The organism is Kitasatospora sp. NPDC001225 (assembly GCF_053597855.1).
Genome location: NZ_JBSFJC010000245.1, coordinates 1 through 5,940 on the forward strand (window position 1 = coordinate 1; position 5,940 = coordinate 5,940).

Genomic DNA, 5,940 nt, shown 5'->3' on the forward strand with positions numbered 1-5,940 from the left:
GCCTCGCCGAGGCGCAGGCGGGGTTCGGGCCGGATCACCCGGAACAGGGTGGCCACGGCGGCCCGCGTCCGTTCATCCGGGAGGGTGGGTTCTTGCCCCGGGTCCTTTACGGGAGGGGTGACAGCGCGGCCGGAACTCCCTCCACCGGAGGCCGGGCGGGGGACAGCCGGTTCGGGCTGCGGGGTGTCGAAGACGTGGGCCTCGGACCGGACCGTCCCGTCGGCCATCCGGACCCTGTCGACCCGGTAGTACCCGGCGTCCTTCAGCTCCTTGAGCGCCCGCCGGACGGCACCCCGCCCCTGCGGACTGCTGTCCGCCATCTGCCGCCCGTCCTCCCGCCACCCGTCGGGGCGGGAGAGCAGGTCGGCGAGGAGGCCACGGGCGGTGTAACTCAACCGCCGGTCCTGCAACAGGCCGTTCGGAAGGACGGTGAACGCGCGCGTGCGCGCGCTACGATGAATCTGCATTGGGAGTCTGTTGCTCCTGGTGCCTGACCCCGGGGTGTTACAGCACCGCCGGGGTCTCCTATGTTCTGTTGATGATGCGGAAAGTAGCACAGCGACTACGAAGAGTGCGAACCGTTCGAGCGTGAAGCTCCGCCCCCGCACCACGTACGCCCCCACCTATTGCGTGGGAAGTCGGCGGGGCCGACTTCCCACGCCGAGCGCGGTGTTCAGGAACGGGCGCGTTCGATCGCTTCGAAGATGTCCGCATCGGTCTCCTGCTGCCACGACGGCAGATCGACCCAGTCGGCGACATAGCCCGGCTTCGGATTCTCGATGTGCTTGTGGATCTGAGCGATCCAACACGTAGCGACGAAACGGCCCTTCTGCTCCCGGGTGAGCTTGGACGTGTTGCCGCCGCTCACACTGATGAAGTCCCGGACCTGCCCGAACACGGCAGCGGCGCACTCCCGCTCCCACTCGGGCGTCTCCTCCCACGGGGCGACATAGCCGGCCTTCGGCTCGCCCGGGTAGTGCTTCGACACGCCCGCGATCCACGCCTCGCGGAAGATCCGCCCATCAGTCGACATGCGTAACTCCTTTGTCAGATGGCACTGTCAAGCGCCGAAAAGCGGTCGAAGACGAGTGTCGGTGGCGTCACGCGAGGTAGACCTTCTGCCACTCCAGGGACGTCATGGTCAGTGCGGCTTCGGCGAGGGCGTGGGCCGACTCGGTCTTGAGGCTGCCGAGGCTGCTGTCGATCCACGGCTGCACGTTCCGGTAGCCCTGCTCGCGGTACTCCACGGCCTGGATCAGGCACTCCAGCTTGTCCGCGTCGTGGGCGACGGTGACTTCCAGGTTCTCGGCGTTCTCGTACTCCTCCACGAGGGCCTGGAGTCCGGCAACGACGGCCGGGTGGGCGGCGCTGACCTGGTCGGCGGTCACCCGCTCGTTCGACGCCGCGGTGAGGTAGCGCCGACTGATGTGCGGGATATCGCTGACCCGGGTCTCCTGGGTGTCGTGGAACAGGCACAGCAGGGCGACCTTGGCCGGGTCGGCACCCTCCATCATCGCGAGCACCGCGCCGATGACACCCGTCCGGAACGAGTGCTCGGCGATCGACTCGGGATCCTTGACGCCGGCGATCCACCAGCCCTGGCGCTTCGCCCGCTTGAGCATGCCCGCCTCGAACAGGTAGCTCGCGGTGCCCCTCGCCTGCTTGTCGTCCGTCATGGCTGTCCTTCGCTGCTGGATCGGTTGTTGCTGTAACCGCCTACCCGCAGACCGTAGTGCACAGACTCCAGCTCTCGACGGGACTGCCGTGAAAGGCCGTCACCGTCAAGGAGGGTGCACACTCGTGCGGCCAGGTCGCGTGCTGTATGGGGGTCCGCGTCGGCCAAGCCGCGCCGAGTGAGCATGAGTGCCCAGATCGAATGGACGTACAGGTCGGTGTACTCGCCCGCGCGATCCAGCCGGATGGCGAACTGTCGCAGAAGCGAGGAGGCGTCCCACGCCGGGCGTTCCTGCTCGGCCATGAAGTCGTCGCTGGTCTGAGGACGTGAGTCGAGCCCGAGCCAGTGGGCCCAGTAGTTCAGGTTCGCGGTCTCGAAGTCGTCCTTGTCGGTGATCGAGCGGGCGATGAAGTCCCGGAGTAGCTCGAGGTCCCCTTGTCGCGCCAGCGCGGCTGCGATCGACCGAGCTTCGGCCCAGCGGGGTGACCACCCAGAACCAGCCGACGGAATTCGACCTCTACGCTGCATCCCGCCAAACCACTCGCCCACATCGCGAGTTCGGTCGTAAGAAGACAGGTACCAGACCTGTCTCCGGAGTAGGGCGGTCTCCTCTCCGCCAACCTCCACCAGGTCGGCGGTATGCCGAAGGTTGTCGAAGAAGCGCGAGCGCGCGTCCTGTCCGAGGAGCGCCCCAGCGGAGACCGGACCACGTCGGGCCGCAGGAATGCTCAATTCGGCGGCCACGACGCCGGGCAGAACCCCGCTGATAGCCCAGCCGATCATGTGTGTGGTGTCCCGAGTGAGCACCCACCCGGCCAGCGGATGTTCCAGAACCTCAGCCTTCGTTGGCCGGAACCGCAGTATCTCGCCGAGGACGAAGTCCGCGTCCATGGCGAGGCCGATCAGGTCCACCAGCCTAGTCGGCGCGCCGAGCAGGATCAGCTTGCGGCGCAGCACCACCAGGTTCCCGGCCCGGGTGGAGGAGAGTGGCCGGCGGCCGGACTCCCAACCTTGAATGGTGCTCTTGTCGACACCCAGGTCTATGGCCAAATCGTCCTGGGTTTTCGGGATCTGCTCTCGGATCACCTTGAACAGAAAGCCGGCAACCACCCCTTCAGGGACCTGCGGCGACTCGGACCGACTGCCAGTCAGTGTCTCGGTGCGCCTCGATGGCGTCCGACCAGCCATTCCAGGCCCCCTTGGCCTCGAGCGTCTCGGCAACTCGTACTGGCAGTCCGTCGAACCCTGGATTCACAGGCCGTAACTTCGTGACTACAGCATCGCCAGTGCCAGCGGCAGCCTAGTACCAACTCGGTCTTCTGCGAACGACGGTGCTCCCCCGCCGTAGAACCCCGTGCCGCGACCTCGACCCCAGCAAGAGAGCCCACATGTCCACCAGCACCATGCCCGCCACTGACGCCCGGGCCGCGCAGATCCGCCGAGGACCACCTACGGCGGAACGGCCTGGCCGCCCAGCAGCCGGGTGGGCCGCGTTCGCCCCGAGTGCCGGCCCCGGCCCTGCCCGACCTCCTCGCGTGCGCTGAAGCACCTGTACGCCCCGGTCGGAGTCATGTTCGGCAAGTTCCCCCAGGGCACCGTCAAGTCCGGCCGGCGCGGGCAGAGCATCCCGCCGTCCTTCTCCTTCCGGTACGGGCGGGCGTGCGGCCGCTGGACCCGCAGTTTCTGGAGACCACCCCGGACCTCGCGGCGGCGTTGGCGGTCTCGGCCGACGACAGCCGCGACGTGTTCGAGCACATCCCTTGTGAATGGAAGGCAGTTCGAGAATGGGCGAGTTCCTTGCCGAGGCCCGCGAAGCGCTGAGCGCAGCGGAGGCCGTCTGCGGGCCGGTGGAGCTGAAGGAGATCAGCAACCGCCGGGGCTCGGCGGTGTGGAAGGCCAGCGGTCCGCGCGGTGTGGTGAGCATCAAGCTCGGCACCGGCGAGGCCGCCGAGGTCACCGCCCGCGAAGCCTCCGTCCTCGACCAACTCCCCGGCTACACCGTGACCGCCGGCCGCTTCGCCGACGGCATCTGGTACGTCACCCCATGGCTGGCTGGCCCCTCCACCTGGCAGGTCTTCCGCCCCGTGCGCAAGGGCGACGGCGGGAAGAACGAAGCCCTCGCCGCCGCCGTCGGACTGTGCCGCGCAGTGGCGGACTTCCACGCCGACCGGTGGGTGCACGGGGACCTCCAGCCCGCACACGGCATCCACGGCGAGGACAAGGTGCGCCTCATTGACTTCGCCTGGTCCCGCAGGATCGACAGCACCCCGTGGCCGACGTTCGAGGGCACGATGATCCACCTCACCGCGCCCGAACTGGCCGCCCGGATCATCAACGGCCCCCAGCCCGTCACCACGACCCAGACCGCCGACGTCTACGCCCTCGCCGGAACTCTGTGGACCTGCACCACCGGCACGTGGCCGCTGGACTACGACACCGCAGGCCTCCCAAAGGGCACGCCCGTGGAGGAGATCCGCAAGGCCATTGCCCACCGGGGCATCCCGATGTCCACCGCGATGCCCTGGCCCGCTCTCCAGGCCCGGCTGCGCTGCGTCCTGCTGGCCGCCCCCGACGAGCGGCCCACCGCCGCCGAACTGGCCGAGCTCATCGAAGCGGTGGGCGGATGATCGAGCTGCGGGAGCTGCGCCCCGGCGACGAGGAAGCCCTGCTCCGGATCTACAGCGCGGAGTCGACGAAGTACCTGGGCCGCGCACCCATGGACGCCGACGAAGCCCGCTACCGCCTGCGCGACATCACGGCGGCAGCGGCACAGTCACCGCGCACGCTGTACGTGCTCGGCCTCGACGTCGACGGTGACCTCCTCGGCGTCGTCAAGCTCCATCGCGACAGCCCCGTCGCGGCCATCAGCTACATCCTGCGCGCGGACGCCTGGGGCCGCGGCTACGCCACCGAAGGGGTCCGCAGGCTCCTCGCCCTCGCCTTTGGTCACCTCGGCCTGCGGGAGGTCCGCGCCAAGCACCGCCCGGAGAACCCCGCCTCCGGCCGCGTCCTCCGCAAGGCCGGGTTCGCCCCCACCGGCGAGCGCGCCGACTTCAAGACCTACGCCCTCGGATCTACCGAACCGGGACACGAGCAGATCAGACAACCGCCTGGTGGCGAACCTACTACTGCCACGGGCAACTGACTGTCTATCGCTGGCAGATCGCCAACGATGACGTGGATAGCCCCCTCTCCTTTTGCTTCCAAGGTGCTCCCTCATGCCCACTTCCCGTCGCCCCCGGGCTTTCGTCGCCCGTCTCTCCTCCCGGGCCGAATCCGCGCCCCTGGCCCGGTACTTGATCCGTGCCTACCTCTCCGGGCTACCCTCCGGGGACCGCTACCGCGACACCGCCGAACTACTCCTCGGCGAGCTGTTCGCCAACGCCGTCCAGCACTCCGACGGGCCCGACGACTGCCACATCGAAGTCCGCTTCGCCCTCACCGGCTCCCGGCTGCGGCTGGAGGTACACGACGCCGGTAGCAGCCGCCCGTCGGTCCGCACCGCCGCGCCTGACGACGAGCACGGGCGCGGCCTCTACCTCGTCAACGAGCTGGCCGAGCGCTGGGGCTGCGCCTCCCGCCCGTACGGCATCGGCAAGTTCGTCTGGGCCCACATCGCCCCCACTACCGTCTGAAAGCCCGACTCCCCATGCACCTCACGACCCTCGCCCGGCACACCCTCTCCCGTGGCACCACACCCGCCGCCACCTACGCCCTGATCGCCCGCCTCGGCCACCCGCCCCTGCCCGTCGCCCGCGCCGTCTGCCTCGCACTCGACATCCCCCACGCCGAAACCACCCGCCGCCTCAACGACTGCTACGACGCCCTCCTCGCCGACCCCCGGCCCGACACCGAGACCGACACCGGCGAACTCCTCGAAGCCCTCGGCGTCTTCGACGTCCCCAAGTCCCTCACCGACACCGAACTCGCCGTCGTCGACCACCTCCTCACCGCCGTCGACGCCCACGGCAGCCTCCGCCCCGGTCACCGGCACGGCCTCCAGCGCTGGTTCACCACCGGCAACCTCGCCACCGCCTACCTCTCCCTCACCGCCGCCCACCCCCTCCCCCGCACCGGCGACCCCGCCCTCTACTGGACCACCCTCGTCACCGCCGGCGAACTCCTCGCCACCACCCTCCCCTCCGACCGCCGCATCACCTACGCCCTCACCCACTGCCGCGCCCGCGCAACCCACCCGTAAGCACAGGAAGTCGGCCCCGTCGACTTCCTGTGCAGGAGCGGCCCGTCGCCGCTTCGGCCAGGCC

Annotated in this window: 7 protein-coding genes and 1 pseudogene; 4 read left to right on the top strand and 4 right to left on the bottom strand. The window is 69.2% G+C overall.

Annotated elements, in window-relative coordinates; translation table 11 throughout:
* The 4 genes and pseudogenes from ACWDCZ_RS38205 to ACWDCZ_RS38220 all read right to left on the bottom strand — a co-directional run.
* Positions 1 to 395, bottom strand: a pseudogene (locus ACWDCZ_RS38205) (hypothetical protein); the annotation flags it as partial.
* Between the two features lie 278 nt (positions 396 to 673).
* Complete coding sequence (locus ACWDCZ_RS38210) at positions 674 to 1,033, bottom strand: hypothetical protein (RefSeq protein WP_449818345.1); 360 nt, start codon at positions 1,031 to 1,033, stop codon at positions 674 to 676.
* A 67-nt stretch (positions 1,034 to 1,100) separates the two neighbouring features.
* Entirely contained in the window at positions 1,101 to 1,676 is a 576-nt protein-coding gene (locus ACWDCZ_RS38215; protein ID WP_049650819.1) for an HD domain-containing protein, read from the bottom strand.
* Positions 1,673 to 2,785 (bottom strand): helix-turn-helix domain-containing protein, encoded by a 1,113-nt coding sequence (locus ACWDCZ_RS38220; RefSeq protein WP_449818346.1) that lies wholly within the window; start codon positions 2,783 to 2,785, stop codon positions 1,673 to 1,675. Before ACWDCZ_RS38220 ends, ACWDCZ_RS38215 begins: the two co-directional genes overlap by 4 nt.
* Positions 2,786 to 3,459: 674 nt before the next feature.
* Between ACWDCZ_RS38220 and ACWDCZ_RS38225 the strand changes: the two genes are divergently transcribed.
* The 4 genes from ACWDCZ_RS38225 to ACWDCZ_RS38240 all read left to right on the top strand — a co-directional run bounded on the left by ACWDCZ_RS38225 (position 3,460) and on the right by ACWDCZ_RS38240 (position 5,876).
* The gene (locus ACWDCZ_RS38225) at positions 3,460 to 4,302 is read left to right on the top strand and encodes a hypothetical protein (protein ID WP_449818347.1); all 843 of its coding nucleotides are present in this window, start codon (positions 3,460 to 3,462) and stop codon (positions 4,300 to 4,302) included.
* A complete protein-coding gene (locus ACWDCZ_RS38230; RefSeq protein ID WP_449818348.1) occupies positions 4,299 to 4,820 on the top strand; it encodes a GNAT family N-acetyltransferase in 522 nt (173 codons plus the stop codon). Before ACWDCZ_RS38225 ends, ACWDCZ_RS38230 begins: the two co-directional genes overlap by 4 nt.
* Positions 4,821 to 4,893: 73 nt before the next feature.
* Positions 4,894 to 5,310 (top strand): ATP-binding protein, encoded by a 417-nt coding sequence (locus ACWDCZ_RS38235; protein ID WP_449818349.1) that lies wholly within the window; start codon positions 4,894 to 4,896, stop codon positions 5,308 to 5,310.
* Positions 5,311 to 5,324: 14 nt separating this feature from the next.
* Positions 5,325 to 5,876, top strand: a complete 552-nt coding sequence (locus tag ACWDCZ_RS38240; RefSeq protein WP_449818350.1) for a hypothetical protein — start codon at positions 5,325 to 5,327, stop codon at positions 5,874 to 5,876.
* Positions 5,877 to 5,940: the final 64 nt, after the last annotated feature.

What these genes read in the sequence shown, in the direction of transcription:
- ACWDCZ_RS38210 (WP_449818345.1), bottom strand. Translation starts at nt 1,033, where the DNA reads ATGTCGACTGATGGGCGGATCTTCCGCGAGGCGTGGATCGCGGGCGTG.
- ACWDCZ_RS38215 (WP_049650819.1), bottom strand. Translation starts at nt 1,676, where the DNA reads ATGACGGACGACAAGCAGGCGAGGGGCACCGCGAGCTACCTGTTCGAG.
- ACWDCZ_RS38225 (WP_449818347.1), top strand. Translation starts at nt 3,460, where the DNA reads ATGGGCGAGTTCCTTGCCGAGGCCCGCGAAGCGCTGAGCGCAGCGGAG.
- ACWDCZ_RS38230 (WP_449818348.1), top strand. Translation starts at nt 4,299, where the DNA reads ATGATCGAGCTGCGGGAGCTGCGCCCCGGCGACGAGGAAGCCCTGCTC.
- ACWDCZ_RS38235 (WP_449818349.1), top strand. Translation starts at nt 4,894, where the DNA reads ATGCCCACTTCCCGTCGCCCCCGGGCTTTCGTCGCCCGTCTCTCCTCC.
- ACWDCZ_RS38240 (WP_449818350.1), top strand. Translation starts at nt 5,325, where the DNA reads ATGCACCTCACGACCCTCGCCCGGCACACCCTCTCCCGTGGCACCACA.